22 protein-coding genes are annotated in these 26723 nt (G+C 57.4%); 16 read left to right on the top strand and 6 right to left on the bottom strand.

What is annotated here, in order from left to right:
* Positions 1–7 precede the first annotated feature (7 nt).
* On the top strand, positions 8–865 hold the full coding sequence (gene rpoH / locus ACX9GU_RS01890; RefSeq protein ID WP_021181503.1) for an RNA polymerase sigma factor RpoH: 858 nt from the start codon (positions 8–10) through the stop codon (positions 863–865).
* Between the two features lie 58 nt (positions 866–923).
* Here the strand turns inward: rpoH and ACX9GU_RS01895 are convergent, their stop codons facing one another.
* The 3 genes from ACX9GU_RS01895 to panM are packed head-to-tail and all read right to left on the bottom strand — an operon-like array spanning position 924 to position 4592.
* Entirely contained in the window at positions 924–2999 is a 2076-nt protein-coding gene (locus ACX9GU_RS01895; RefSeq protein ID WP_473193693.1) for a hypothetical protein, read from the bottom strand.
* Positions 2986–4203 (bottom strand): DUF3142 domain-containing protein, encoded by a 1218-nt coding sequence (locus tag ACX9GU_RS01900; protein ID WP_473193694.1) that lies wholly within the window; start codon positions 4201–4203, stop codon positions 2986–2988. Before ACX9GU_RS01900 ends, ACX9GU_RS01895 begins: the two co-directional genes overlap by 14 nt.
* The gene (gene panM / locus ACX9GU_RS01905) at positions 4200–4592 is read right to left on the bottom strand and encodes an aspartate 1-decarboxylase autocleavage activator PanM (RefSeq protein ID WP_473193695.1); all 393 of its coding nucleotides are present in this window, start codon (positions 4590–4592) and stop codon (positions 4200–4202) included. The genes ACX9GU_RS01900 and panM overlap by 4 nt, the downstream gene beginning before the upstream one ends.
* A 463-nt stretch (positions 4593–5055) precedes the next feature.
* Between panM and ACX9GU_RS01910 the strand changes: the two genes are divergently transcribed.
* The 12 genes from ACX9GU_RS01910 (at position 5056) to ACX9GU_RS01965 (ending at position 18159) form a co-directional block, all read left to right on the top strand.
* On the top strand, positions 5056–6171 hold the full coding sequence (locus ACX9GU_RS01910; protein ID WP_473193696.1) for a branched-chain amino acid ABC transporter substrate-binding protein: 1116 nt from the start codon (positions 5056–5058) through the stop codon (positions 6169–6171).
* Positions 6172–6355: 184 nt separating this feature from the next.
* The gene (gene livH, locus ACX9GU_RS01915) at positions 6356–7282 is read left to right on the top strand and encodes a high-affinity branched-chain amino acid ABC transporter permease LivH (protein ID WP_021181499.1); all 927 of its coding nucleotides are present in this window, start codon (positions 6356–6358) and stop codon (positions 7280–7282) included.
* Positions 7279–8562 carry a high-affinity branched-chain amino acid ABC transporter permease LivM gene (locus ACX9GU_RS01920; protein WP_024529578.1) on the top strand — a complete coding sequence of 428 codons (1284 nt, stop codon included), beginning with the start codon at positions 7279–7281 and terminating at the stop codon, positions 8560–8562. The genes livH and ACX9GU_RS01920 overlap by 4 nt, the downstream gene beginning before the upstream one ends.
* Positions 8559–9326 (top strand): high-affinity branched-chain amino acid ABC transporter ATP-binding protein LivG, encoded by a 768-nt coding sequence (gene livG, locus ACX9GU_RS01925; RefSeq protein WP_121608071.1) that lies wholly within the window; start codon positions 8559–8561, stop codon positions 9324–9326. Before ACX9GU_RS01920 ends, livG begins: the two co-directional genes overlap by 4 nt.
* 4 nt (positions 9327–9330) lie before the next feature.
* Complete coding sequence (gene livF, locus ACX9GU_RS01930; RefSeq protein WP_021807790.1) at positions 9331–10032, top strand: high-affinity branched-chain amino acid ABC transporter ATP-binding protein LivF; 702 nt, start codon at positions 9331–9333, stop codon at positions 10030–10032.
* Positions 10033–10124: 92 nt separating this feature from the next.
* Positions 10125–11312, top strand: coding sequence for an aminotransferase-like domain-containing protein (locus ACX9GU_RS01935; RefSeq protein WP_473193697.1), 1188 nt, complete (start codon positions 10125–10127; stop codon positions 11310–11312).
* 193 nt (positions 11313–11505) lie between these two features.
* Positions 11506–12825 (top strand): sn-glycerol-3-phosphate ABC transporter substrate-binding protein UgpB, encoded by a 1320-nt coding sequence (gene ugpB / locus ACX9GU_RS01940; RefSeq protein WP_473193698.1) that lies wholly within the window; start codon positions 11506–11508, stop codon positions 12823–12825.
* Between the two features lie 246 nt (positions 12826–13071).
* Entirely contained in the window at positions 13072–13959 is an 888-nt protein-coding gene (ugpA, locus tag ACX9GU_RS01945; protein ID WP_473193699.1) for a sn-glycerol-3-phosphate ABC transporter permease UgpA, read from the top strand.
* Positions 13956–14801, top strand: a complete 846-nt coding sequence (ugpE, locus tag ACX9GU_RS01950) for a sn-glycerol-3-phosphate ABC transporter permease UgpE (RefSeq protein ID WP_473193700.1) — start codon at positions 13956–13958, stop codon at positions 14799–14801. Before ugpA ends, ugpE begins: the two co-directional genes overlap by 4 nt.
* A gap of 5 nt (positions 14802–14806) precedes the next feature.
* Positions 14807–15880: a sn-glycerol-3-phosphate import ATP-binding protein UgpC gene (locus ACX9GU_RS01955; protein ID WP_473193701.1), complete on the top strand. Its 1074-nt coding sequence runs from the start codon at positions 14807–14809 to the stop codon at positions 15878–15880.
* Positions 15880–16617 carry a glycerophosphodiester phosphodiesterase gene (ugpQ, locus tag ACX9GU_RS01960; protein WP_071681804.1) on the top strand — a complete coding sequence of 246 codons (738 nt, stop codon included), beginning with the start codon at positions 15880–15882 and terminating at the stop codon, positions 16615–16617. The genes ACX9GU_RS01955 and ugpQ overlap by 1 nt, the downstream gene beginning before the upstream one ends.
* 585 nt (positions 16618–17202) lie before the next feature.
* Positions 17203–18159, top strand: coding sequence for an AEC family transporter (locus ACX9GU_RS01965; protein ID WP_174333899.1), 957 nt, complete (start codon positions 17203–17205; stop codon positions 18157–18159).
* On the opposite strand, the gene ACX9GU_RS01970 is transcribed toward ACX9GU_RS01965, so the two are convergent.
* The gene (locus ACX9GU_RS01970) at positions 18140–18493 is read right to left on the bottom strand and encodes a hypothetical protein (protein ID WP_473193702.1); all 354 of its coding nucleotides are present in this window, start codon (positions 18491–18493) and stop codon (positions 18140–18142) included. The genes ACX9GU_RS01965 and ACX9GU_RS01970 overlap by 20 nt on opposite strands.
* Positions 18494–18651: 158 nt before the next feature.
* On the opposite strand from ACX9GU_RS01970, the gene ACX9GU_RS01975 reads away from it, so the two are divergent.
* Complete coding sequence (locus ACX9GU_RS01975; protein WP_473193703.1) at positions 18652–19512, top strand: carboxylate/amino acid/amine transporter; 861 nt, start codon at positions 18652–18654, stop codon at positions 19510–19512.
* Between the two features lie 57 nt (positions 19513–19569).
* Here ACX9GU_RS01975 and ACX9GU_RS01980 read toward each other — a convergent pair whose 3' ends face one another.
* Together ACX9GU_RS01980 and metR are read right to left on the bottom strand one after the other, a co-directional pair.
* The gene (locus ACX9GU_RS01980; protein WP_473193704.1) at positions 19570–22134 is read right to left on the bottom strand and encodes a hypothetical protein; all 2565 of its coding nucleotides are present in this window, start codon (positions 22132–22134) and stop codon (positions 19570–19572) included.
* 125 nt (positions 22135–22259) lie between these two features.
* Positions 22260–23210 (bottom strand): HTH-type transcriptional regulator MetR, encoded by a 951-nt coding sequence (metR, locus tag ACX9GU_RS01985; protein ID WP_024484622.1) that lies wholly within the window; start codon positions 23208–23210, stop codon positions 22260–22262.
* Between the two features lie 105 nt (positions 23211–23315).
* On the opposite strand from metR, the gene metE reads away from it, so the two are divergent.
* Positions 23316–25592 (top strand): 5-methyltetrahydropteroyltriglutamate--homocysteine S-methyltransferase, encoded by a 2277-nt coding sequence (metE, locus tag ACX9GU_RS01990; RefSeq protein ID WP_473193705.1) that lies wholly within the window; start codon positions 23316–23318, stop codon positions 25590–25592.
* Positions 25593–25717: 125 nt separating this feature from the next.
* Positions 25718–26605: an AraC family transcriptional regulator gene (locus ACX9GU_RS01995; RefSeq protein WP_059199080.1), complete on the top strand. Its 888-nt coding sequence runs from the start codon at positions 25718–25720 to the stop codon at positions 26603–26605.
* The last annotated feature ends 118 nt before the right edge of the window (positions 26606–26723 follow it).

Below are 26723 nucleotides of genomic sequence, written 5' to 3' on the forward strand. Positions count from 1 at the left end.
GTTTTGAATGACCAAAGAAATGCGCACTTTAGCCTTAGTCCCACAGGGCAGCTTGGAAGCCTACCTGCGGGCAGCCAACACCTATCCGATGCTGACGGCAGAGGAAGAGCGGGAACTGGCTGAACGGCTGCATTATCAGGGCGATCTGGAAGCAGCTAAGCAGCTCATCCTGTCTCACCTGCGCTTTGTCGCTCATATTGCCCGTAACTATTCAGGGTACGGTTTGCCGGTGGCAGATCTTATCCAGGAAGGTAATATCGGCCTGATGAAGGCCGTGCGTCGCTTCAACCCAGAGGTTGGCGTACGTCTGGTGTCCTTTGCGGTGCATTGGATCAAGGCAGAAATTCACGAATACGTGCTGCGTAACTGGCGTATCGTCAAAGTGGCGACCACCAAGGCACAGCGCAAGCTGTTCTTCAACCTGCGTAAAACCAAGCAGCGTCTGGGCTGGTTCAATCAGGACGAAGTGGAGCTGGTCGCGCGCGAGCTGGGTGTCACCAGCAAAGACGTGCGTGAGATGGAGTCGCGTATGGCGGCACAGGACATGACCTTTGACCCAACGCCGGAAGACGAAGGGCGTGACGGCCATGCCATGGCCCCAATGCTCTATCTGCAGGATAAAAGCTCGGACTTTGCCGAAGGGATCGAAGAAGATAACTGGGAAAGCAACGCCGCAGACAAACTGGCCTACGCGCTGGAAGGTCTGGACGAGCGCAGCCAGCATATCATTCGCGCCCGCTGGTTGGACGACGACAACAAGTCCACCCTGCAGGAGCTGGCCGATCAGTACGGCGTTTCCGCCGAGCGTGTGCGCCAGCTGGAAAAGAACGCCATGAAGAAACTGAAGATGGCGATCGAAGCCTGATACCGATAGCGCTTAACGTTCGAAAAGCCCGGCTTGCCGGGCTTTTCTGTTTTTGTAGTTAGTTGGCTGCGGTATCAAACTCCGGTGCCGGGCAGTCGTAGCCAAATTTGGTACCCCACTCAAACTGGGTGCCATTCTTGATATAACGCTGATACAGGGCGCGGCCGGTTTTGGCGTCGCGGGCTATCACCCAACCAGCGGCATTACACAGCACGGCAGCGTAGGCCTGGCTTTTCGGTGGCAGCAGGTCGGCGGCCTTTTGCGCCAGATCCACCGCCTGCCAGCGGTAATGCAGGAAACGGTTATCTGCATCTGGCAACGATTTCTTGGCCCGTGCCGCTTCCGCCGCGCTGATCCAACTCTTGTCTTTGCTATCCTTGGTGTTGAAAGCATCCCCCAGATAGGAATACCCCGCGCCATAAATATTGTAATCCGGCGTCATTTCATAGCCGGTGAAATCCAACCCCTGCGAGCGCAACAGCGCCGCCGCCTGATAGTAGCTTTTGGCGCGTGCGTTCTTATCAGCCGATTTATCCTTCGCCGCTTTCATCAGGTTGGCAAAGTCCTGCGCCGCCTGGCGGTAGTTTGGAATGGCAAAGTAGTTCACCGCTTCCTCATAGCGACCTACGCGCATCATGCGCCGTGCCAGCAATTCACGCAGTTGAACCTCTTGGGTGATCCGCTCGCCATTGTATTCATCGGGTTTGACCGGCTTGAGCGGTGTGGTGGGGGCTGGCGCATGCTTATCCACAAAGCCTTTCAGTTCATCGACCGTTAGCACCCGCTCGGCGATATCCGCCACGTCTGCCCAGTAGTTTTCTTTGCCGCGATACATCAGATCCATCGCTTGCAGATAGTCGCCACGGTTCAGCGCCAGAATGGCCTGCTCGCCGGCAACTCGGCAATCCGGGACGATCATTTCGGCTGCGAAGTCCTCGTTACGCTGCTCTCCCCAGCTTTCATCGGTAGGGAATGCGGCTGCGGCTTTGGCATAGGCGGCGGTTGCGGCTTTCACATCACCCTCACGCAGGGCCATTTTGGCACGTAACCACCAGGCTAAACCGCCATCACCCGCATTTTTCAGCAGGTTGGCCGCCATGGCATATTGCCCGGAACGATAGGCCAGCGCCGCCAGCCGGTCGCTACCGGTGAAACCGCTTTTAACCGAGTCATTGAGCAACGTCAGGGTCTGATCGACAAGCTGTTTGGCACCGGTCTCACCGTTAATGATGCCAGACATCTCCAGATTACTGCTGCGGGCGAACAGCTCAATGGTGACCAATTGCTGCACCAACGGATCGTGAATAGCCTGTTTTAACGCCTCCACATGCTGCGGATTGATCAGATAGGAGGAGATATATTGCAGCGAGAGACCGCCATCGGGATCGCCTTGGGCGGCCTGCTGAGCATATAGCTGTGCTGCCGCAGCGATTTCCCCGAGCCACAAATGAATACGTGCCTGCTGGCCCAGGCTACTCAGTGCCAGTTGATCGGGATCGGCGGTGCCACTTTTCACCTGGTCGATCACCTGTTGGAAGGCGGCCAAGGCCTGTTCGAGCTGCGCTTTCTCCGGATGGTTCACCACCGGCTCGTTACCGGATTCACTTTCCGGCGTGCCATGATCGCCCATCAGCAGGCGGCCAAGCGAGTATTGCGCCCGTAACCCCCATGCTTCCTGCTCGGCGGCTGGCAGCGCCAACACCTGCTGGAAATATTGCGACGCCCGAGGATCTTCCGCGGCAAAGGCTACCGCCCCCAGCGTATATAAGCGCGCGGCATTAGATAGCCCTTGCGCATTCACCGCGTCGGCTTCTTCTACGGTTTTGGTTGCCCGCATTTGGGCAATGGCTTGCTGTTCCGGCGAGAGGGGCATCGGCTTTGGCGGTGTCGCCGGGGCCGGGGCCTGCCAGCGTGGCAGCTGCGGGTCTACTGGCACCAGACGGGTGGCTTCGAAAGCGAAGTTACCCTCAGGCATATACAGCAGGGTGCCGTTGCGATTAACCAGCAGGCGGTTGGGGAAGTCTGGCCCACAGGCCTGGCCGCTCAGCGGCACCATCAATGCCGCAGCGATCAGTGATGCTAACGTGAGCGCACGGCGACGGTGCCCTGCTGTGTGCAAATCAAGGTATGACATGGGTGCCTCCTGGCGTGATCTGTTGGCAGCGTAGCCAGCCCAAGGGGCGTGATTGCCCTGCTCGTAGCTGATCGCCGCTAATGCGGATAAAGCGTTGGGGGTCCGATGGCGTTGCCAACTGGTAATGACCTACCGCGTCGGCGGCCAGGCAACCTTCGGCCTGAATGTGGATCTCACGCGGTAACGGGGCATCCACCGGACCCTGATTCTCAATCATCAAATCATACAGCCCATTTTGCTGTGGCTGCGGCAAAAATTTCACCTGCCAGTGGGTGAGCAATGGCTGGTGCTGGATCACCGCCCGTAGCGTCGCCATCGACCAGGCGCGGCGATCGTTTTCCAGCGGCAGGCGGAACCAGATAATGCCGCGCAGATGTGGCAGTGGGCGTTGTGCGAGCTGCTGCAAGAAATCGGCAACCTGTTGTGGTGCCACGGTCAGTTCCTGGACCTTGCCCACCACGCGCTGCGAGGCTTCGCTCTCAACCAGAGCCCCCTGGGCATCGAACCCTAGCAGAGCCATGCCGTAGGCTGGCAGGGCAATACGGAAGGGTTTAGGGCTAAGGCGAGCGTACTGGCGTGTCCACTCCTGCGCCAACCGGCCGTCGAATAAACCTTGGGTGGGGGAGAGCACCGCATGCACCTGAAGCACCGAGCTGTCTACCTGTTGCAGTACGCCGGGCAGCGCTGGGGATCCGATCCAGGCGGGCAGGGCGGTAATGCCTAGCTGTAATGAAGAGGGAAGCCGTTGGCGCAGTTGGTGCAGAAATTGTTGATATTTGGACAGCCGTGCGGTGGCGGCGTCATGGTCGATCTCCACGCCAATCACCGGTAAACCGGCCGCCTGCCAGCGTTGCAACTGTTGCTGCAGACGTGCATAGATGGCGGCCTCATCCAACTGCATCAATTGCCCGTCTATCCGGACTACCAACCATAGCGGGCGGCCATCCTGTTTCAGCAGGGCGGTATTGACCGCGATATCCCGGAAACCCTCACGGGGATGCACCTGCAAGCCCAACACGCGCAGGGTAGTAAACAGGTCACGGCTGGCAGCCAGCGCCTCGGCATGCTGAGGTGTCCACACCCTTTGCCAAACATAGGCCTGCTGATCCCAAGGCTGATGAAGATTCATTGCCTGATAGCGTCCTGCAAACCAGGCCATGACTGCGAGCAGTATAATAACGATCAGAGCTAGCCAACGTTTCATTTCTGCCAGCAATCGCCCTGAGCCTGGAAGCCGCAGGCACGCATAAAGTTACCCACCTCACCACGTTCACGTGCGGCCAACCCGGCAGTATCCAGTTGCCAATGTTGCACCTGTGGCAATTGGCGCTGGGCATCTTCCATCAGATATAGCCCCACGCCTCGGCGGCGCGTCACTTCGCGTACCAGCAGATCGTGCAATTGGGCGCTCTGGCCCGCTATCTCGATTTTTACCGCCCCCAGCAGCCGCTCGTTAAAGCGGGCGGCAAACAGTGCTTTACCCTCCTCCAGCCAGCTTAGCCACTGCTCAGGCTGTTGATGTGGCCAGATTTTACCAAGGTCGATAAGGTCTTGTGGAGACAAGCTGGTCAAGCGTTCAATGGTCAGTTTCATGCCGGATTTCCGCACCGATAAGGGATGTCGACAGTGTAATGGATCTTGCACAGCGCGTTGTGTAAGTTTTTCTATACGAGGTCTGCGCGAAATGTTTTTTGCTGCTGGCATTTTCCGAGTAAACGGTTAGTTAATGGCATGTTAACCAGCACATCGCGCTGTTCCTTACGCTAAACGGCGCAGATTTAATCCGGATTTTATGCTGTTTACACCGCTTGTTTCTGACCTTGGGAGTTGCTTTGCAGAAGAAAACTCCTGTTTAATGGCATGAAAAATAAAGTCTTATTAGAAAATATTGTCGCGAATCTACCTAAATCATTATTACTTATAGATAAAAGCGATTTACCGGCGTTTTGCGAGCCAGGGTCAGTTGGCCGTCACTTGCAATCTGCCGGGTAGAAACAATGATTAGGTGTGACAAATACAACAGCAACACTCACAACGACAGATGGGGAATATGCGGATGAAATTAACAAAGGGTAAAGCGCTGCTGGCCGGTTGTATCGCGATGGCTATCGGCCATGTCGCTGTGGCAAAAGACATCAAGATTGCCGTAGTGGGTGCCATGTCCGGCCCGGTGGCGCAGTATGGTGATATGGAGTTCACCGGTGCGCGTCAGGCGATTGCCGATATCAACGCCAAAGGCGGTATCAAGGGCGATAAGCTGGTGGCGGTAGAGTATGACGATGCCTGTGACCCGAAACAGGCGGTAGCGGTAGCCAACAAGGTCATCAATGACGGCATTCGTTACGTGATCGGCCACCTGTGCTCTTCTTCGACTCAGCCAGCCTCCGACATCTATGAAGATGAAGGCGTGATCATGATCACCCCGGCGGCGACCAACGCCGATCTGACCACCCGTGGTTACCAGATGATCATGCGCACCACCGGCCTGGATTCCGATCAGGGCCCAACGGCTGCCAACTACATCCTCAACGAGATTAAACCCAAGCGCATCGCCGTGGTCCACGACAAGCAGCAATACGGTGAAGGCCTGGCGCGTTCAGTGCGTGATAGTCTGAAAAAGCAGGGTACCGACGTAGTGCTGTTTGAAGGTGTCACCGCTGGGGATAAAGATTTCTCTACCTTGGTAGCTCGCCTGAAGAAAGAAAACGTCGACTTCGTCTATTTCGGCGGTTACTACCCGGAGATGGGGCAGATCCTGCGTCAGGCCAAACAGGCGGGCATGACTACTCGCTTCATGGGGCCGGAAGGTGTGGGTAACTCCTCGCTGTCCAACATCGCCGGTGCCGCGTCTGAAGGCATGCTGGTGACGCTGCCAAAACGTTACGATCAGGTGCCAGCCAACCAACCGGTGGTTGATGCATTAAAAGCCAAGAAGCTGGATCCGACTGGGCCATTTGTCTGGACCACCTATGCAGCACTGCAATCGCTGGTCACCGGCATGGAGCGCAGCGGGAGCCAGGAACCGGCAGATATCGTCAAAGATCTGAAAACCGGCCAACCGGTGGCAACCGTGATGGGGCCATTGAGCTGGGATGACAAAGGCGATCTGAAAGGCTTCGAGTTCGGGGTGTTTGAGTGGCATGCCGACGGCTCATCAACGCCGATTAAATAATATACCCGTCGCCTTTCACGTTGCAGCGTTGTTGGCTGCACGGGTGCACCCCAGTCACTTAGTTAACTAAGCTCCTGGGGATTTACCCGTTTGCCGCCTAGCTGCAACGTGAAATTCATAGGGTATATCGTTCCTGATTTTTTATTCCAAGCTGCAATATAAAAACGTGGCCAAGGGTCAGAGTATGTCAGAGCAGTTTCTCTATTTTCTGCAGCAGATGTTCAACGGCGTGACGCTGGGAAGCACCTATGCATTGATCGCCATCGGTTACACCATGGTCTACGGCATTATCGGCATGATCAACTTCGCCCACGGCGAGGTATATATGATCGGCAGCTATGTCTCCTTTATCGTGATCGCCGCCCTGATGATGATCGGCATCGACGTGGGTTGGCTGCTGATCGGCGCAGCGTTCCTGGTGTCGATCGTGATTGCCAGCGCCTATGGCTGGAGCATCGAGCGGGTGGCCTACAAACCGGTGCGCAACTCCAAGCGCCTGATTGCGCTGATTTCCGCCATCGGGATGTCGATATTCCTGCAAAACTACGTCAGCCTGACGCAGGGGTCGCGTGATGTGGCGCTGCCAAGCCTGGTCACCGGCCAATGGGTGCTGGGTGAGAGCAACGGCTTTGCCGCGACCATCAGCACCATGCAGCTCATTATCTGGGTGGTCACCTTCCTGGCGATGCTGGCGCTGACGATGTTTATCCGTTATTCGCGTATGGGCCGCGCCTGCCGTGCCTGTGCGGAAGATTTGAAGATGGCCAGCCTGCTGGGCATCAATACCGACCGGGTGATTTCGCTCACCTTCGTGATCGGGGCAGTGATGGCGGCGGTGGCTGGCGTGCTGCTCGGCCAATTCTACGGCGTGATCAACCCTTACATCGGCTTTATGGCCGGGATGAAAGCCTTCACCGCTGCGGTACTGGGCGGGATCGGCAGCATTCCAGGGGCGATGATCGGTGGGCTGGTGCTGGGCGTGGCTGAAGCGCTCACCTCGGCCTATTTGAGCACCGAATACAAAGACGCGGTGTCCTTCGCCTTGCTGATTGTGGTGTTGCTGGTGATGCCAACCGGCATCCTTGGGCGTCCGGAGGTTGAGAAAGTATGAAACTCGGTCTGCTTAACGCCTGTATAGCCACGGTCGTACTGTTTGTCATGGCCTCCTTCCTGATGGGGATGCAACTGAGCCTCGACGGCACCAAGCTGGTGGTGCATGGCGCTGCCGAAGTGCGCTGGATGTGGATTGGCATCGGTTGTGTGGTGGTATTTTTCTTCCAACTGCTGCGCCCGCTGATGCAGCATGGGATGAAGAAAATCTCCGGCCCGGCGTTCGTCTTACCCAGCTTTGACGGCTCCACCATGCGCCAGAAGGTGCTGGCAGCGGCGATCATCATTGCCGCCGTCGTCTGGCCATTCCTGGTGTCGCGCGGCACGGTAGATATTGCCACCCTGACGCTGATCTACGTGATGCTGGGGCTGGGCCTGAACGTGGTGGTCGGCCTTTCCGGCCTGTTGGTGCTGGGTTACGGCGGCTTTTACGCCATCGGTGCCTATACCTACGCATTGCTGAACCATTATTACGGCCTGGGATTCTGGGAAAGCCTGCCGCTGGCGGGGATCGTCACCGCCATCTTCGGCTTCCTGCTCGGTTTCCCGGTATTACGCCTGCGGGGTGACTATCTGGCGATCGTCACGCTCGGCTTTGGTGAAATCGTCCGCATCCTGCTGCTGAACAACACCGAAATTACCGGCGGGCCAAACGGCATCAGCCAGATCCCGAAACCCACCTTTTTTGGTCTGGAGTTTAACCGCAGCGCCCGCGACGGTGGCTGGGATACCTTCCATAACTTCTTTGGCCTGAAATACGATCCTAGCGACCGCATCGTGTTCCTCTACCTGGTAGCGCTGCTGCTGGTGATATTGACGCTGTTTGTGATTAACCGCCTGCTGCGCATGCCGCTGGGCCGTGCCTGGGAAGCGTTGCGCGAAGATGAAATCGCCTGCCGTTCACTGGGCTTGAGCCCGACTAAAATCAAACTGACCGCCTTCACCATCAGTGCCGCCTTTGCCGGTTTTGCCGGCACGCTGTTTGCCGCACGTCAGGGGTTTGTCAGCCCGGAATCCTTCACCTTTGTGGAGTCGGCCTTTGTGCTGGCGATCGTGGTGTTGGGCGGCATGGGCTCACAGTTTGCGGTGATCCTGGCTGCGATCCTGCTGGTAGTGTCCCGTGAGATGATGCGCGATCTGAATGAATACAGCATGTTGTTGCTGGGGGCGCTGATGGTCTTGATGATGATTTGGCGGCCGCAGGGGCTGCTGCCGATGAAACGCCCGCAGCTGAAGCTGAAAGTGGCTGATATCAAAGCCGTGAAGGGGGAGCAGGCATGAGTACTCAACCTTTACTGGCGGTCGCCGGGCTTTCGATGCGTTTTGGTGGTTTGCTGGCGGTAAACAACGTCGCGCTGGAACTGCATCAAGGTGAGATTGTTTCGTTGATTGGCCCGAACGGCGCAGGCAAGACCACGGTGTTCAACTGCCTGACCGGGTTCTATCGCCCGACCAGTGGCACCATCAAACTGCGCGATCGTCATCTGGAAGGGCTTTCCGGCCAGACCATTGCCCGCATGGGCGTGGTGCGCACCTTCCAGCACGTGCGGCTGTTCCGCGAAATGACGGTGATTGAAAACCTGCTGGTGGCCCAACATCAGCATCTGAAAAGCGGCGTGTTTGCCGGTTTGCTGAAAACCCCGGCGTTCCGCCGTGCAGAAGCCGATGCGCTGGAGCGTGCGGCAGTGTGGCTGGAGCGTGTGGGCCTGTTGGACATGGCTAACCGTTCGGCGGGTAATCTGGCCTATGGCCAGCAGCGTCGGCTGGAGATCGCCCGTTGCATGGTAACACGCCCGGAACTATTGATGCTGGATGAACCGGCGGCGGGCCTTAACCCGAAAGAAACCGATGAGCTGGATCATCTGATCGTCGAGCTGCGTGACCAGCACCAGGTGTCGGTGCTGTTGATTGAGCACGATATGAAACTGGTGATGGGGATTTCCGATCGCATCTACGTGGTGAATCAGGGAACGCCGTTGGCGCAAGGCTCACCGGCAGAAATCCGCAATAACCCGGACGTGATCCGGGCCTATCTGGGCGAATAAGCATATGTTGTCATTTAATCAGGTTTCCGCCCATTACGGCAAAATTCAGGCGCTGCACCAGGTCAGCCTGAACATTCAACAGGGGGAGATCGTCACCCTGATCGGCGCCAACGGTGCCGGTAAAACCACCCTGCTCGGCACGCTATGCGGCGACCCAAGGGCCAGCGAAGGGTCCATCACCTTGATGGATCAGGACATCACCCAGTGGCAGACAGCGCGTATCATGCGCGAGGCCGTGGCGATCGTACCGGAAGGGCGGCGGGTGTTCTCACGCATGACGGTGGAAGAGAACCTGGCGATGGGCGGTTTCTTTGCCGATCGCGAGCAGTATCATCAACGCATCGAGCGGGTGTTTACCCTGTTTCCACGCCTGCTGGAGCGCCGCAGCCAGCGCTCTGGCACCATGTCCGGTGGCGAGCAGCAGATGCTGGCGATTGGCCGTGCGCTGATGAGCCAGCCAAAGTTACTGCTGTTGGACGAGCCTTCACTCGGGCTGGCACCCATCATCATCCAGCAGATTTTCGATATCATCCAGCAGCTGCGCGAAGAGGGGATGACCATCTTCCTGGTGGAACAAAACGCCAACCAGGCACTAAAACTGGCGGATCGTGGTTATGTGCTGGAAAACGGGCGCGTGGTGTTGGAAGATACGGGGGCCGCATTATTAGCAAACGAAGCAGTACGGTCGGCGTATTTGGGCGGATGAATCGGTAGGGATCGAACATGTTCGACCCGGCTGCCTATCAGGGTGTACCAGAACGTGTTGCGCCCCTATTTTAACGATTACGAGAACAAGCAATGAAGACAGAAGGACTACTCGCACAGCGCATCGTAAAGGTCAAAAGCTCGGCAATCCGCGAATTGCTCAAGCACAGCAAAATGGAAAACGTCATTTCGCTGGCGGGTGGCATTCCCTCAGATGCGCTGTTTGACTTCGAAGGATTGAGCATTGCTACCCAGCAGGCTATTACCGAACAACCGAAAAGCGCGTTCCAATATGGGCTGACCGAAGGCAGCGAACTGCTGCGTGAAGGCATCTGTACCCTATGCGCACAGCGTGGCGTAAATGCCAAGCCGGAAGATATCGTGGTGACCGCAGGCTCCCAGCAGGCGTTGGATCTATTGATGCGTGCGGTGATTAACCCTGGTGATGTGTTTGTGGTAGAGCGCCCGACCTATCTGGCGGCGCTGCAAACGCTGGAACTGGCGGAAGCCAACGTCATGTCCGTTTCTTCTGACAGCGATGGCATGGTGGTGGATGAGCTGGCCGAACTGCTGAAAACCCAGAAGATCAAAGGGGTATACGTGGTGCCGAACTTCGGCAACCCGAGCGGCCTGACCCTGAGCGCCGCACGCCGTGAGCAGTTGGTGAAACTGGCGGTGGAGCATAACTTCCTGATTATCGAGGATGACCCGTACGGCGAGCTGCGCTTCACCGAAGAGCGTAATGCCACGCTGTATCAGGTTTCGCAGCAGGTGCTGGGCCATACCGAAAACATTATCTACACCTCCACCTTCTCCAAGATCCTGGCTCCGGGCCTGCGCCTGGGTTGGGCCATCTTGCCACCGTTCCTGCTGCATAAAGTGGCGATCATCAAGCAGGCGGCGGATCTGCATGCCAGCGCGCTGTCGCAGAGCATCGTCGAATGTTACCTGGGGCTGGATCGTTTACCGGCGCAGATCGAAAAGATCCGCGCGGCCTACAAGCACAAAGGCGAGATCCTGGCCGGGCTGGTGGAAAAAGAGCTGGGTGATGTGATCAGCTTTGATATGCCGAAAGGCGGCATGTTCCTGTGGGCGCGTTTCCGTCAGCAGTTCAATGCTACCGAGTGGCTGAACACCACCCTGAAACAGGGTGTGGTGTTTGTGCCGGGAGAATACTTCTTCTCTGACAAACCGGATCGCTCAACCTTCCGTCTGTCGTTTGCCACGGCAACCGAACAACAGATGCAAGAGGCCGTCGCCCGCCTGCGTCGCTCGCTGTAATCTCTCTGCGGCGGTGGGGAGAATTCCCTACCGCCGACATCAAACCGCCATCTGCACTTCACCTCGCTGTCATCTAGCTGTCACGCCAGAGTTATTTTACTGTCATCCGCGCATGGCATGTTTAGCATCCGAACAAAAACTGTTTCTTTTCGCTCACGCGTTTTGATCACACCAGCTTTTTCAGGAGTTAGGCATGTTTGCTCACGCGATTAAAAAAACCACGTTGTGCGTTACCTTGGCCCTGGCGGTCAGCGGCCATGCAATAGCTGCCACCGAGATCCCCTTCTGGCATTCGATGGAAGGGGAACTGGGCACTGAAGTGGATTCTCTGGCGGACCGTTTCAACCAAACTCACAGCGATGTGAAGATCGTCCCGGTTTATAAAGGCAACTACGAACAGAGCCTGGCGGCGGGCATTGCTGCTTACCGTTCCGGCAAGGCACCGGCGATCCTGCAAGTCTATGAAGTGGGCACCGCCACCATGATGGCGAGCAAGGCGATCAAACCGGTGTATCAGGTATTCCAGGAGTCGGGCGTCAAATTCGACGAATCGGTGTTTGTGCCGACCGTGGCCGGTTACTACACCGATAACAAGAGCGGCCATCTGCTGTCCCAGCCTTTCAACAGCTCCACCCCGGTGCTGTATTACAACAAAGACGCCTTCAAGAAAGCGGGCTTGAACCCGGATCAGCCACCGAAAACCTGGCAGGAACTGGCGGCTGATGCGGCCAAACTGCGCGCGGCTGGCATGAAGTGCGGCTACACCAGCGGTTGGTTAGGCTGGATCCAACTGGAGAACTTCAGCGCCTGGCATGGCGTGCCGTTCGCCAGTGAAAACAACGGCTTTGGTGGCACCAGTGCCAAGCTGGAGTTCAACCAGCCGCTGCAGGTGAAGCATATTCAGTTGCTGCAAGACATGAACAAGAAGGGCGACTTCACCTACTTCGGCCGCAAGGACGAACCTACCGAGAAGTTCTACAACGGCGACTGCGCCATGGCGACCGCCTCTTCCGGCTCGCTGGCCAGCATCCGCAAATACGCCAAGTTTGACTTCGGCGTGGGCATGATGCCTTACGATGCTGACGCCAAAAATGCACCGCAGAACGCCATTATCGGCGGGGCCAGCCTGTGGGTGATGAACGGCAAAGACGCGGCGACCTACAAAGGTGTGGCAGAGTTCCTGCAATATCTGGCCCAGCCTGAGATTGCCGCCGAATGGCATCAAAAGACCGGCTACCTGCCGATCACCACTGCTGCCTATGAAATGACCAAGCAGCAGGGCTTCTACGACAAGAACCCTGGGGCCGATGTGGCCACCCGCCAGATGCTGAACAAGCCACCGTTGGCGTTCACCAAAGGGCTGCGTCTGGGCAATATGCCACAGATCCGTACCGTGGTGGATGAAGAGCTGGAAAGCGTGTGGACCGACAAGAAAACCCCGCAGCAGGCGCTGGATGCTGCGGTACAGCGCGGTGACGTGTTGCTGCGCCGCTTCGAGGCTTCCACCAAGTAAGCGTCAGATTGGGCCACCTTCTGCCAAGTGTTATGGTCAGTTAAGGCTACCAATCCCCGCTCACCCCAACCCTCTCCCACGGCATAGCCCAGGGATTTCATGGGCATTTTGGGGGGAGGGAGCTAGTCCAGAGCTGTGGTCAGGCGCAGAAGGTGGTTTGTAGCACGTATAGTCCCCTCTCCCTGTGGGAGAGGGCTAGGGTGAGGGGCTTATACCACCCCTCATCCCCATTTAACGGTTAACCCTATGTCATCATCCCGTCCCGGCTTCGGTTGTAGCTGGCTGCCCTATATGTTGGTGCTGCCACAGCTGCTGATCACCGTCGTGTTCTTCCTGTGGCCTGCCGGTCAGGCGCTGTGGTACTCGGTACAAAGCGTCGATCCGTTCGGCCTTTCCAGCCAGTTTGTCGGGCTGGACAACTTTACACAGCTGTTTCAGGACCCGTATTACCTGGACTCTTTCTACACCACGCTGGTGTTCAGCTTCCTGGTGGCCGGTGTTGGCCTGCTGGTATCGCTGTTCTTTGCCGCGCTGGTGGACTACGTGCTGCGCGGCAGCCGCTTTTATCAGACGTTGATGATCCTGCCCTATGCGGTTGCCCCTGCGGTAGCGGCGGTGCTGTGGATCTTCCTGTTCAGCCCCGGCATGGGCCTGATCACCCATGTGCTCGCCGGTTTCGGCTATGACTGGAACCATGCGCAAAACAGCGGCCAGGCGATGTTCCTGGTGGTGTTGGCGTCGGTGTGGCAGCAGATCAGCTATAACTTCCTGTTTTTCCTGGCCGCATTGCAATCCATCCCGCGTTCTCTGGTGGAAGCGGCGGCGATCGATGGGGCTGGCCCGGTGCGGCGTTTCTTCAACCTGGTGTTGCCGCTGATCACGCCGGTGAGCTTCTTCCTGCTGGTGGTCAACCTGGTGTATGCCTTCTTCGACACCTTCCCGGTGATCGACGCCGCTACCGGCGGTGGGCCGGTGCAGTCGACCACCACGCTGGTGTACAAAATCTATCGTGAAGGCTTTGCCGGTCTGGATCTGTCCAGCTCGGCGGCGCAGTCGGTGGTGCTGATGCTGCTGGTGATTGGCCTGACGGTGATCCAGTTCCGCTTTGTCGAACGTAAGGTGCGTTACCAATGATTGAGAACCGACGCGGGCTGGATATCTTCAGCCATACGATGCTGATTGTTGGCGTGCTGGTGGTGCTGTTTCCGCTGTATGTGGCCTTTGTGGCCGCCACGCTGGACGATCGGCAGGTGTTCCAGGTACCTATGACGCTGGTCCCCGGAGGGCACCTGTGGGACAACATCCGCCATATCTGGCAGGGCGGGGTGGGCACCCTCAAGGTGCCGTTCTCGATGCTGCTGCTTAACAGCGTGATCATGGCGCTGGCGATCACCTGCGGAAAGATCGTGGTCTCGGTGCTGTCCGCCTATGCCATCGTCTATTTCCGTTTTCCACTGCGCAGCCTGTTCTTTTGGCTGATCTTCATGACGCTGATGCTGCCGGTCGAGGTGCGTATCTTCCCGACGGTGGAGGTGATCTCCAACCTCAATCTGCTGGACAGCTACACCGGACTCACGCTGCCGCTGATGGCATCGGCCACGGCCACCTTCCTGTTGCGTCAGTTCTTTATGACCCTGCCGGATGAGCTGTTGGAAGCTGCACGCATCGACGGTGCCGGGCCAATGCGCTTCTTTTGGGACATAGTGCTGCCGCTGTCGAAAACCAATCTGGCGGCGCTGTTTGTCATCACCTTTATCTACGGCTGGAACCAGTACCTGTGGCCGATCCTGGTCACCAGTGACGCCTCGATGAGTACGGCGGTGGCAGGGACCCGCAGCATGATTTCCACCTCCGGCGCGCCGACCCAGTGGAATCAGGTGATGGCGGCAATGATGTTGACTTTGATCCCGCCGTTGGCGGTGGTTCTTCTGATGCAGCGCTGGTTTGTGCGCGGCCTGGTTGATAGCGAGAAGTAACGAATATGGCAGGTTTAAAACTACAGGCGGTCACCAAGTCTTACGACGGCAAAACGCCGGTGATCAAGCAGATCGATCTCGACGTGGCTGACGGCGAATTTATTGTGATGGTTGGCCCCTCCGGCTGTGGCAAATCGACGCTGCTGCGTATGGTGGCCGGGCTGGAGTGCACCACCAGCGGGGATATCTATATTGATAGCCAGCGCGTGACCGATCTGGAACCGAAAGATCGCGGCATCGCCATGGTGTTCCAGAACTACGCGCTGTATCCGCATATGAGCGTGTACGACAACATGGCCTATGGCCTGAAAATCCGTGGCTTTGGCAAACAGCACATCCGTCAACGGGTAGAAGAGGCGGCGCGTATTCTGGAGTTGGAACCGCTGCTGCAACGCAAACCGCGTGAGCTTTCCGGTGGCCAGCGCCAGCGGGTGGCGATGGGGCGCGCGATTGTGCGCGAACCGGCGGTGTTCCTGTTTGATGAACCGCTCTCCAACCTGGACGCCAAATTGCGTGTCCAGATGCGCCTGGAATTGCAGCAGCTGCATCGCCGCCTGAAAACCACCAGCCTGTATGTCACCCACGATCAGGTTGAAGCGATGACGCTGGCGCAGCGGGTGATAGTGATGAATAAAGGTGTGGCGGAGCAAATTGGTACGCCGAGCGAGATTTATCAACGTCCGGCGACGCTGTTTGTCGCCAGCTTTATCGGTTCCCCGGCGATGAACCTGCTACCCGGCACGCTGAGTGCGGATGGCAAACAGCTGCAACTGGCCGGTGGCATGGCGCTGGATCTGCCAGAGCCTCGGCCACAATGGGGCGGGCAGGAGTTGACGTTGGGTATCCGACCGGAGCATATTCAACTGAGTACGCGCGAGCAGGGCGGGATCCCGCTAGAGCTGCAAACGCTGGAACTGCTCGGTGCCGATAATCTGGCACACGGCCAATGGGGGAGTTCAGGCGTGATCGTCCGCCTGAGCCATGAAACCCTGCCGCCTGCGGGCAGTACCCTGTATTTACAGCTGCCTGCGTCGGCGCTGCACTTTTTTGCTACCCACAGCGGAACACGGATGGATTGATGACTACAGCCTGGCCTTATCCCCATATTGTCGCCCATCGCGGCGGCGGTTCTCTGGCACCGGAAAATACTCTGGCGGCGATAGATGTCGGCGCGCGTCATGGCCACAAGATGATCGAGTTTGACGCCAAACTGGCGCAGGACGGGCAGATTTTCCTGCTGCATGATGACACGCTCGAACGCACTAGCAACGGCTGGGGCGTGGCGGGCGAGCTGCCATGGGAAAAGCTGGTAGAGCTGGATGCCGGTGACTGGTACAGCTCGGCCTTTAAAGGGGAGCGTTTGCCGCTGCTGTCTGACGTGGCGGAGCGCTGTAAGCAGCACGGCATGATGGCCAATATTGAAATCAAGCCAACCACCGGTAGCGACGAGGAAACCGGCCGGGTGGTGGCGTTTGCCGCCAGCATGTTGTGGCAAGGGCAAACCGATCCGCTGCTTTCTTCATTCTCGGTGGAAGCTCTGGCAGCGGCGCAGCAGACCGCTCCAGAACTGCCGCGCGGCCTGTTGCTGGACAAGTGGGATGACAATTGGCGGGAGCTGACCGAGCGCCTGGGCTGTGTCTCGCTGCATATTAATCATAAAGAACTGACCGCTGAACGTGTCGCGGCGTTGAAAGATGCCGGGCTGCGTATTCTGGTGTATACCGTCAATCAGCCGGAGCGGGCGCGCTTATTGTTGAATTGGGGCGTTGACTGTATTTGCACCGACCGGATAGATTTGATCGGTCCGGATTTTTAAACGGTTAATTTAGTAGATAAAGATGACCCCTCACCCCAACCCTCTCCCACAGGGAGAGGGAGCTAGTCCCTGCGCTGTGTTAGCCAGGTTTCTTACGGGGTATCAGAGAGTTAGATCGGATTTCGCTGTCAGTCTGGACACTGGGTTAGCCTGAATTTCTCCGGAGTATCAGCGAGCTCGATCGGTTCTCTCTCCCTAAGGGCTGAGGTATCCCCACTAATTTTTTCTTAGTATTTTCAGAGAATTAGAGAGAGTGTTTTACGATCAATCTGTTCCATTTTGTTCGTAAATTGGCAGTGAGAGAATGACGAACCACTTTTTCTCGTCTGCTTGAGGCTATTTTTTAGTCCGTTTATGGGTAAAAAATAGCCTATTTATCGTCTCAATTTTTCTGGGGATTCCTCAGCCCTAAGGGCGAGGGAGTGTGTCTGAATACTGGGTTAGCCTGAATTTCTCCGGAGTATCAGCGAGCTCGATCGGTCCCCTCTCCCTGTGGGAGAGGGTTAGGGTGAGGGCCATTCACTTTGACTAAACCAGAACATAGCGACGTCAGCCCGTTGCCGCCGCGCCATCGGAAGGGATACGATGCCTGCCTTTATTGTTTCGCTGTGGCACCAGATAGTGCTGTCTTTGCCGTTATTTGTGCTGATCGTGCTGGGATATGGCCTTATCCGCTGGGGAAAATGGCCAGCGACCATCACCGATGGCCTGACCCGCTTCGTGTTTTCCCTCGCTTTACCCGCCATGCTGTTTCGCATGATGTGCGATTTCTCACAACGTCCGGCGGTGGATGCCCGCCTGCTGATCGCCTTCTTCGGCAGTTGCCTGATCGTCTTCGTGATCGGCCGCATTGCTGCACGGCGGATCTTCAAGCTGGACGGCGTTTCGGGTTCGGTATTCGCTCTGGGCGGCATTTTCTCCAATAACGTCATGCTTGGCCTGCCAATCGCCACGGTGATGCTGGGAGAGGAGGCCATCCCATCGGTGGCTCTGGTGCTGGTATTCAATGGCCTGATTCTGTGGACGTTGGTGACCATCTCCATCGAATGGGCGCGTAATGGCTCCCCCACGCTGCAAGGCTTTATCAAAACGGCGCGTAGCGTGCTGACCAACCCGCTGATTATCGGCATCCTGTCTGGCACGCTGTTCAGCCTGACCGGCCTGCCACTGCCGGTGTTTGTCGATCAACCGGTCAGCATGCTGGGCCAGGTGGCGGCTCCGCTGTCGCTGGTGGTGCTCGGCATGGGGCTGGCGGAATACCGTATCAGCGAAGGCTGGCAACTGAGCAGCGCCATCTGCTTCCTCAAGCTGATCGTCCAGCCGATGGTGGTCTGGCTGCTGGCTTGGTCAATGGATTTACCCCCAATGGAGACCCGAGTGGTGGTACTGCTGGGCTCCATGGCGGTGGGGGTGAACGTCTACCTGATGTCACGGCAATTTAACGTTCTAACGGGCCCTGCCGCTACCAGCCTGGTGATGTCCACCGCGCTGGCGGCGATCACCACCCCGTTAATCCTCACCATTATGGGAGTGCGGGTGTAGCCGGGAGCGGTGCCTGCGGTATTACCGGAGCAGTCTGGTTAAAAGGGTTTACGGGCTGGCCGCCGTTTTGCAGCATCTTGCCATTGTTCATCTGCGGCTGCATCGGGTTGATATTGCCGTTATAGGGCAGCATTTTGGGCTGATTGGCCTTGAGCGGATAACCCTGCTGCTGGCGCTGTTCCATCTGCTGGTTGTTCAGCATACGCTGTTGCTGTGACTGCTGGTCGCGCTGGTTAAGAAAATGCTGTTGCTGGCTAAGCGTAGTGACGCCGTTTTCCGCTGCAGCCAGACAAGGCAGCCACAGCAGAGTGGCGATAATCAGCTGACGTTTCATGGTGTATCTCCGTTTATTCTCTGAGTATTAAGCCTAACGCAGTCAGAAAAAATTGCTCGTTAGTTTGTTTATTGCTCACACGTCAACCGCCTTTTCCCCCCGTTGTTTTCCACCTTCCGCTACAATCGCCCTTTCGGATCTTTTAGGGTGAACTTGTCGTGCTGCTTCTGGTTATTACCACCATTTTATGGGCATTTTCTTTTAGCCTGATCGGCGAATACCTGGCAGGCAATGTCGACAGCTGGTTCTCGGTGTTGATGCGTGTTGGGCTAGCGGCGCTGGTGTTTCTGCCGTTCCTGCGCTGGCGCAATATCAAGCTGAAAGTGATCCTGCTGTATATGCTGGTGGGTGCCTTCCAGCTTGGCATCATGTATCTGATCAGCTTCCGTGCCTTTCTCTATCTGACCGTGTCGGAATTCCTGCTGTTTACGGTGCTGACGCCGCTGTATATCACGCTGATTTACGATCTGATCAGCGGCCGCCGTCTGCGTTGGGGCTATCTGTTCAGCGCGTTGCTGGCCGTGCTGGGGGCGGCGATTATCCGCTATCACCAATTGAGCGATCACTTCTGGTGGGGGTTGCTGCTGGTGCAGGCGGCGAATATCAGTTTTGCCATCGGCATGGTGGGTTACAAACGCCTGATGGAAGTGCACCCGCTGCCGCAGCATACGGCATTTTCCTGGTTCTATCTGGGCGCGGCGGCAGTAGCGGTGGTCGCCTGGTTCCTGTGGGGTAATCCGAACCAACTGCCAACCACCAACCTGCAATGGGGCATTTTGGTTTGGCTGGGCGTAGTGGCTTCCGGACTGGGCTATTTTATGTGGAATTACGGGGCGACGCAGGTGGATGCAGGTACTCTGGGCATCATGAATAACATGCATGTGCCTGCGGGTCTGTTGGTTAATTTTGCTGTTTGGCATCAGCAGCCGCACTGGGCCAGCTTTATTATCGGTGGCTCGGTGATTGTCGCTTCGCTATGGGTACATCGCCGCTGGGTTGCGCCGAAAGGCACCCATTAACGCAGGATGCCTTATCGTAGGGGGCGCTGCATGCAGCGCCCCTTGTGAGTTCTACGACTACCTTCTTCCCCCCATGCCCCCATGGAAACGCGGTTCATAGTTACTGCGGTCGAACTGATGATGCTGTTCCGGCGCTCTTTGCTGCATGCGCTGCTGCTGGTTAAGGCGCGGTTGTGTCTGTTGGGCCGGCGTTCTTTGTTGCACCCGCTGCTGTACCTGTTGACGTTGCTCTTGATTCAGACGCGGCTGCGTTTGTAACGTTTGCGCCCGCTCGGTCTGCCGTTCATTCCCGCGTTGGCGGGCCTGCTGGGCGCTGCTGACCTCTGCCGGAGGCTGGCTTTTGACAAACTTGCCGCTGGCGTTCATCTGCTGCCAACTGCCGTTATCGTACTTATAGACCTTGCCATCGCGTCCGGCGTAGACGTGGTCGGGGCCGCTAACCACGCCTCCGTGTGTCACCTGGCCGGTTTCCTTATTGTAATGCACATAACCTGAGCCGTGCGCCACGCCATTTTTCCCAGCGGTGGTAAAGCTGCCTGCCTTACCTGCCCCTTGCGGTGTGGTTCCACTAATGCTTTGGCTGTGGGTTACGCGCCCGGTCTTGGTATTAACGCTGTTGCGTTCTCCCCCTGCGATGCCGTTACCGGTATTCGGGTTATAAGCCCCGGCACCGTTGGCAGCCACAGCTCGGCCGGTCTGGGGATTGAAGCGTACGCCGCCCGCACCCGCGTGGGTGATGCCGTTATTGCCGTTGGTATCGCGCCAGGCGTAACCTGCTCCGTGGCCGCCGGTGGCGTTATTGTAGAAACTGCCGCGCACGTTGCTGCCGTAATGGCCGTTCCACGGATTGCTCCAGTCGGCTCGCACGCCTTGCGCCACGGTGTTTCCCCAGTGGTTATAGACGTTATACACCGACACGCCGCCACCCCAGTAGCCAGGATGATAGGGCGGGTAGTAACCGTACCAGGGGCCCCACCAAGGTTGGCTCCAGGCACTGCCCCAGATCCAACCGCTGATGAAGCCAAAGCTCCAACCGATCGCCGGGTCCCAGGCAAAGCTGCTGCCGTAGCCGTAGGTCGCCGGGCAGCTGTACCAGACGTTGCCAATCCAGGCGTTGCAAGGATAACCGGTGCCATATACCACCACGCCATTGCTGGCCACGGTGCCGTAATACCCCGGCGTATAACCGACGTATACCTCCTCGCTGGTGCTGCCATAGACGCGAACATAGGTCACGTAATGCAGAGGGGAATTCGCTGGAATGGTGTAAATCACCGCCGGGACGTTGGCGGCAACCACCCACGGGCCCTGCGGTGCGGTGGCGGCAAACCATACGCCGTTTTTCACCGCGAAGAAGCTCTTGCCGTCTACCTTGATCACCGGCACATCGGTGTTCCAGGCGTATTGCAGCGGCGTACCGTCGATCGGCCTGAATTTGGCGCTGCCGCCATCATAACGAACCTGTAGCGCCGCTTTGCTGCGTGACACTTTGGCGGTCTGTGGGACCGAGTTGGCGATCAGCGCCTCGCGAGCTTCAGGCGTACCTGGGATCGAGGCCAGTACCGCGCTTTTTGGGCTGTCGGACGGGATATTGCTGAAATCTGCTGGCATAGCGCTACCGGCAACATACTGCCATGGGCCGTTGGTGGAATCGGCACGGAACCAGCGGCCAGACACCAACACGTACCAGCGGTTATTTTGCTGGGCATCGATAAACACGTCTGAAGGCGTATTGGCCACGTAAGACAGCTGGGTGCCGTCAATCGGCATAAACTGCGGATCGCCGTCGATCTGGATCAGCTCTGCTGGCTCAGTGGAGACCGTGATCTCCGCTGGCTTGGTGACCGAGGTTTTTTCCTGCGGCCCGGTGGTGACCAGCTTACTTTTCACTGCGGCCTGCATAGCCTGGGTCAGCTCTACCGGCACCGTGAGTTTTTGCACCCACGGCCCGCTGATACTGGGCGCGGTATACCACTGATTGGCAAAGTAGATATACAGCGTGCCGTCTTTTTTCAGCAGCAACGAGCGGGTATTGATGGCGCGTTCCACACCCGATTGCCCGCTAGCCTGCCAGGCAGGCTGGCCATCAAGTAACACCAGCGCGGCGGGTTGGAAAGCGAACAGAATTTTTGGCGGAGCATTGTTGACCTTCACGCCCTGCTGTGGGACCCGATCCTGAATGGCCAGATCGGACTCCAACTGGTCAAGGCTGACTAAAAGCGTTTTGGCAGGAAGTTGGCGTAATAATGCCAAATAATGGTCTTGATTGGCGCTATCTGTCGGGAAGTTCACCTTTTCAACGTTGATATTGTCCAGCGTCACCTGCCGTTGTTCTTTGTCGGTACTGGTACGGGCGCTGATCCAGGCGACGCCGTAGCTGATTTTGTCCTGTTTGTTGCCTTTGGCATCGGTCAGGGTGCCGGTTTTCACCGCCACCACCATGCGGCCTTTCAGCAGGTTATCTTGCCAACTGTCGAGCTGCGGCTGGTGCAGCTCCATGGCGGTGCCGGAAAGGATCACGCTGTGTGGCCAGGGAGCAACCGCCTCGGCGGCCCATAACGTTGTGCTGGCTAACAGCACCAGAAGAAGGAACCATTGATAACAACCACGCAGTGTTCGCATAAGCGCCTCGGAAAAGCCGATAATTTCTAGGGGGAATGGTCCCCGATGAAATTACTGTAACCGCTTTTGCCGAATTTGCATGGTGCAGAGTGTGTGTAAAATTAGACTCCCCGTCCGCCAATCAGTTAACTCAAGGAAGTTAAGGATTTGGCCCCTGCAATATTGGCGCTGGGCCTGGCGGCATCACGCACAAACGGCAGGTGATCGCAGGCGTGCTGACGTGCCGAGCGGATAAAGGCTTCGGTGACCGTCTGGCGCTGCTCACCGTCGCGCGTGGCGGCATATAACCGGCTCCACAGGCCATCCCCGAGCGTCTTGGTGACGACCAGCCCCTGGCGTTCAAAACTCTCCACCACCCAGTGCGGTAACGCGGCGATCCCCATCCGGGCTGACACCATTTGAATCAATAACAGCGTGTTATCGACGTTTTTCAGCGCCGGGCTGACGCCTGCCGGCTGCAGGAAATGACGCCAGATGTCCAGCCGTTGGCGCTGCACCGGGTAGATCATCAGTACTTCATCACTCAGGTCTGCCGGTTCAATGTGCGGCTTATTGGCCAACGGGTGATCGGGGGCCAGGATCAGCCGGACTTCAAAATCGAACATCGGCGAATAGTGCAGTCCGCTGCGCGGCAGGATGTCAGAGGTCAGCACCAGATCCAGCTCACCTTGTTGCAGGGCTGGTTGCGGATCGAACGTCACGCCGGATTTGAAATCCATCACCACCTGCGGGAAATAGGAGCGGAAGTTGTCCAACGCCGGAGTCAGCCACTGAATACAGCTGTGGCATTCGATGGCGATGCGCAGCGTGGTTTGATGCGGTTCGTGGCAGGCCTGCAGCGCCTGTTGGATCTGCGGCAATACCTGCTCTGCCAGCTGTAGCAGGATCTCCCCCTGAGCGGTAAAGCGCAGCGGCTGGCTTTTACGAACAAACAGCTTAAAGCCCAGACGCTGCTCCAGATCGCTGAACTGATGCGAAAGGGCAGACTGTGTCTGATGGAGCTGTGCGGCGGCGGCGGCCAGGGAGCCGGTATTACGCAGAGCCTGTAGGGTCCGTAAGTGTTTCAGTTCGATCATGAGAGTCCTTCACAGTGACAGTGAAAATATTGCGCTTGTGGATCATACAGTACCTGCGGATTATGGATGTGTAAACATCTGGACGGCTAAATGGGAAATATGACGATGACAATTCTAAATCACACACTGGGTTTTCCACGCGTTGGTCTGCGTCGTGAACTGAAAAAAGCGCAGGAAAGTTACTGGGCAGGTAATTCAACACAGGAAGAGCTGTTGGCGGTTGGCCGCGAGCTGCGCGCTCGTCACTGGCAACAACAACAGCAGGCCGGGGTGGATTTGGTGCCGGTTGGCGATTTCGCCTGGTACGATCACGTACTGACCACCAGCCTGCTGCTGGGCAACGTCCCGGCGCGCCATCAAAACCAGGATGGCTCGATCGATCTCGATACCCTGTTCCGCATTGGCCGTGGCCGCGCACCTACCGGTGAACCTGCGGCGGCGGCGGAAATGACCAAATGGTTTAACACCAACTATCACTACATGGTGCCTGAGTTTACTAAAGGCCAGCAGTTCAAACTGGGCTGGACCCAACTGTTGGATGAAGTTGACGAAGCGTTGGCGCTGGGCCACAAAATCAAGCCGGTGCTGTTGGGCCCGGTAACCTATCTGTGGCTGGGCAAGGTGAAGGGCGAGCTGTTCGACCGCCTGTCACTGCTGAACGATATCCTGCCGGTCTACCAGCAAGTGCTGGCGGAGCTGGCCAAACGCGGCATCGAGTGGGTACAGATCGACGAACCTGCGCTGGTGCTGGAACTGCCCAAAGCCTGGTTGGAGGCCTTTAAACCGGCTTATACCGCGCTGCAAGGCCAGGTCAAACTGCTGCTGACTACCTATTTCGACAGCATTGGCCATAACCTCGACACCATCCGTGAACTGCCGGTGCAGGGGCTGCATGTGGATCTGGTCGCAGGCAAAGATGATGCCGCGGCCCTGAACAACGCGTTACCCAAAGAGTGGGTGCTGTCGCTTGGGGTGATCAATGGCCGTAACGTCTGGCGTGCCGATGTGAGCAGCTGGTTTGAACGCTTGCAACCGCTGGTAGGGAGCCGCCCACTGTGGATTGGCACCTCGTGCTCGCTGCTGCACAGCCCGATCGATCTGAGCGTGGAAAGCCGCCTGGACGAAGAAGTGAAAAGCTGGTTCGCCTTTGCACTGCAAAAATGTGCCGAGCTGGCGTTGTTGAGCTCAGCTCTGAATGCACCAGGGGCAGATAAACAAGCCAAACTGGATGCCTACAGCGCCCCAATCCGCGCCCGCCGTCAATCCAGCCGTGTGCATAATGCGCAGGTTGAGCAACGCCTGGCGGCCATCACTGCCAAAGACAGCGAACGTCAGCGCCCTTATGAACAACGTGCTCAGGCTCAGCGCGATCGCTTCAACCTGCCAGCCTGGCCAACCACCACCATCGGCTCCTTCCCGCAGACCACCGAAATCCGCGGCCTGCGCCTGGACTTCAAGCAGGGCCGTCTGGATGGTAGCAACTACCGCACCAGCATCGGCGAACATATCAAGCAAGCCATCGCCGAGCAGGAACGCCTGGGGCTGGACGTGCTGGTGCACGGCGAAGCCGAGCGTAACGACATGGTGGAATACTTCGGCGAAAACCTGGACGGCTTCGTGTTCACGCAAAACGGTTGGGTACAGAGCTACGGTTCCCGCTGCGTGAAACCACCGGTGATTATTGGCGATATCAGCCGCCCGGAAGCCATCACCGTAGAGTGGGCCAAGTTTGCCCAGTCGCTGACCGACAAGCCGGTAAAAGGCATGTTGACCGGCCCGGTGACCATTCTTTGCTGGTCCTTCCCGCGTGAAGATGTGACCCGTGAAGTGATCGCCAAGCAGATTGCGCTGGCACTGCGTGACGAAGTGGAAGACTTGGAGAAGGCTGGCATTGGCATCATCCAGATCGACGAGCCTGCACTGCGCGAAGGCCTGCCGCTGCGCCAGTCCGATTGGGCCGCGTACCTCGACTGGGCAGTGGATGCCTTCAAACTGAACGCCGCAGTGGCGCAGGATGATACCCAGATCCACACCCACATGTGTTATTGCGAGTTCAACGACATCATGGATTCTATCGCGGCGCTGGATGCCGATGTGATCACCATCGAAACCTCACGTTCCGATATGGATCTGCTGGAAGCGTTCAAAGAGTTCGACTATCCAAATGAAATCGGGCCGGGCGTTTACGACATCCACTCGCCGAACGTGCCAAGCGTGGAATGGATTGAAGCATTGCTGCGTAAAGCGGCACAGAATATCCCGGCGGAGCGCCTGTGGGTGAACCCGGACTGCGGCCTGAAAACCCGTGGCTGGCCAGAAACCCGCCAGTCGCTGGCCAACATGGTGTTAGCGGCTCAGCGCCTGCGTGAGCAGGTGGTCTGATCCAAACACGATGTTTTATCCAAGGGCGCTTCGGCGCCCTTTTCTTGTTCTACTCCCGCGTTTTCCTCGCCGCTATTGGTTATTATCAAGTCTCGTTGTTCACTTGGTTTGAAGGATTATTCCCGATGAAACACCCGCTGGTGGCCGTGTTGGCTCCGCTGCTCGATGATGGGCAGGGGATCCGGCAGGTTTATTTTGCTGGCAATCAACATCCGGCCCCGGAGCTGGCTTATCAGGTAGGCTTTCCGCGCCTTGAACTGGTGGTGGACGGGGAGCAGGAAATGGAGTGGGAGGGCAGCCAGGGAGCGCGGCAACAACAGATACTGTTGCCGGGGGATGTGCTGTTTGTCCCGGCGCAAGGTTGGAACAGCCCGCGCTGGCAGCAACCTACAACCACGCTCAGCCTGTTGTTTGGCAAGCAGCAACTGGGCTATAGCCTGTTAGGCTGGGATGGGGAAAACACTCTGCCGCTGGGTAAGGATAACGTGGCGCGCCGTGGCCCGCGCGTGGGGTCGTTCATGTTGCAGGCGCTTAACGAGCTCTCCTGGCATCAGAGCGATCAGCCTACCGCGCGTTTCCTGGTTAAAGGCTTGCTGAGCCATGCGCTCGATCTGTTTGGCACCTCGGTGAGAACCGCCTCGCGCAGCCAGGCGCTGTTTGATGCGGTGCGGGGTCACCTGGAGGAGCATTATCGCGAGCCGCTTACCCGCGAGTCGGTGGCCCAGGCGTTTTATATCTCACCGAATTACCTTTCTCATCTGTTCCAGAAGGCCGGTGGCATCGGGTTTAACGAATATCTTAATCACGTGCGGCTGGAGCAGGCGAAGCACCTGCTCAAACGCTATGACATGAAGGTGAAAGAGGTGGCGCACGCCTGCGGGTTTGTCGACAGCAACTATTTCTGCCGCCTGTTTCGCAAGAACACCGAACGTTCCCCGTCGGAGTATCGCGGCCAATACCACAGTGAGCTGGGCCCCTCACCCCAACCCTCTCCCACAGGGAGAGGGAGCTGATAGCCCTTGCTCTTTTGCAAGTAAAGAGGCCATATCAGCAAATGCGATCGTCCCCTCATCCAAGGTGAAAAACTATAATTTCAGAGATACTCGATCGGTTCCCTCTCCTTGGGGAGAG

The sequence above is a fragment of the Serratia sp. K1WW1 genome, assembly GCF_055790865.1.